The sequence below is a fragment of the Amycolatopsis sp. NPDC058278 genome (genome assembly GCF_042881395.1).
Taxonomy (GTDB): domain Bacteria; phylum Actinomycetota; class Actinomycetes; order Mycobacteriales; family Pseudonocardiaceae; genus Amycolatopsis.
On sequence record NZ_JBHVXZ010000100.1, the window covers coordinates 1 to 1,915 of the forward strand.

Genomic DNA, 1,915 nt, shown 5'->3' on the forward strand with positions numbered 1-1,915 from the left:
GGTCTTCGTGGAACACGAGGTGGCCTATCGCGAGACCCTGCGCGGCGCCGGCCAGGACAGCCACCTCGTCCAGACGTTCACCAGGGAAGCCGAGCACGACGAACTGAGCGTCTCCGAGTACGCCACGTCCGTCGCCGCCCTCGACACCTGTGCTGGGCTCTTCAGCGCAACTCCTGCGTTCCCACGACGGCCAGCATCTCGAGTTTCGCGACCGAGTCGGTGCCGACCGCCGGGGTGAACCACAGCAGCCGCTGCTTGCTGTCCTCACTGAACAGGGTGAGGCAGTTCACCTCCAGCAGCCCGAGTTCGGGATGCACCAGGCGTTTGCGGTCGTTGCGGCGGAACGCGACATCATGTCGTGCCCAGTATTCCCTGAACTCGGGACTGCGCGCGGTCAGCTCCGTGATCAGGGCGGTAACCTCGGAGTCGTCGCCACCGCGGCGCGCCATCGCCGCGCGGAGGTCGCCGACAAACGAACAGGCATAGTAGTCGTGGTCCTCGGCGGGGTAGATCGCCCGCGACGCCGGGTCGGTGAACCACCGGTACAAGAACCCCGCCTTCCACCCGGTCGGGAGTGGTGCCGGGCCGAGCAGCGCGGCCGCCAACCGGTTCTGCACCAACGTGACGCGGAGATCGGTGACCACCTGAGCCGGGGTGCCGTCCAGCCGGTGCAGCAGGTCCAGCAGACCGGGATGGACGTGGTCGGCCGGGCCGCCGTCCGCGGGAACCGCGCGGCCGGCGAGGTGGAAGAGGTGGTCACGCTCGTCACGGCTGAGCCGCAACGCCCTGGCCAGCGCCGCCAGCATCTGCTCGGACGGCTGGGCGCCGGCCCCGCGCTCGAGCTCGATGTAGTAGTCGACCGAGGCACCGGCCAGCTGCGCCACCTCGTCCCGGCGCAGCCCGGACACCCGGCGCCGCGGACCGGCGGGCAGGCCGACGTCCGCCGGCCGGATCCGGTCCCGGCGCGACTTGAGGAAGGCCCCCAGCTCGGCGAGGTTCACCCCACCACTGTGCCCCGATCACGAGCCCGGTAGCCAGGGGTTACCGCCACCTGGGTAAGTGGCCACTGCCCGCCTGCACACCGCGGCTGCATCGTGGGGAAACACCGAGCAAGGGGAGTTCGTCATGACCGAGAGCAGTACCCGGGTCGCCGTGGTGACCGGAGGGTCGCGCGGCATCGGCCGCGAAGCCGTGTCCCGGCTGGCCGCGGACGGCATGGCCGTGGTCGTCGGCTACAGCGCGAACAAGGACCAAGCCGAGGAAGCGGTCGCCGCCGTGACCGCCGGGGGTGGCCGGGCCGTCGCGGTCCAGGCCGATGTCGCCGACGAGAACGCGGTCGCCGCGATGTTCGATACCGCGGAGATCCGGTTCGGTGGGGTAGACGTGGTCGCGCACGCGGCGGGCAAGATGGTGCTCGAGCCGCTTGTCGACTTCGATCTGTCCGTGTTGGACGACCTGCATCGCACCAACATCCGCGGCACGTTCGTCGTCGCCCAGCAGGCGGCGCGCAGGCTGCGCACCGGCGGGGCGCTGATCATGTTGTCCACCTCGATGGTCAAGCACGCCATGCCCACGTACGGCCCGTACGCGGCTAGCAAGGGCGCCGTCGACGCGTTGACGTTGATCCTGGCCCGCGAGCTGCGCGGCCGGGACGTCACCGTCAACGCGGTGTCGCCCGGCCCGACCGCCACGGATCTGTTCTTCGAAGGACGCGACCAGGCGACGATCGAGCGGCTGGCGGCCCAGGCGCCGCTGGAACGCCTCGGCACGCCCGCCGACATCGCGGCCGTGGTCGCGTTCCTGGCCGGCGCCGAGGGCCGCTGGGTCAACGGCCAGGTGATCCGGGCCAACGGCGGAGTCGTCTGAATCGGCGCTGAGGGGGGTCAGCAGCCCCTGTATAGGCGCGAATCCGAAG

The 1,915-nt window shown here is 70.7% G+C and carries 2 protein-coding genes; one reads left to right on the forward strand and one right to left on the reverse strand.

Annotated features, from left to right (window positions below):
* Positions 1-161: 161 nt before the first annotated feature.
* Positions 162-1,001, reverse strand: coding sequence for a helix-turn-helix transcriptional regulator (locus tag ACFVYA_RS36965; protein ID WP_387051710.1), 840 nt, complete (start codon positions 999-1,001; stop codon positions 162-164).
* Between the two features lie 124 nt (positions 1,002-1,125).
* Here ACFVYA_RS36965 and ACFVYA_RS36970 point away from each other — a divergent pair, with 124 nt between their 5' ends.
* Positions 1,126-1,866 carry an SDR family oxidoreductase gene (locus ACFVYA_RS36970; RefSeq protein WP_387051712.1) on the forward strand — a complete coding sequence of 247 codons (741 nt, stop codon included), beginning with the start codon at positions 1,126-1,128 and terminating at the stop codon, positions 1,864-1,866.
* The last annotated feature ends 49 nt before the right edge of the window (positions 1,867-1,915 follow it).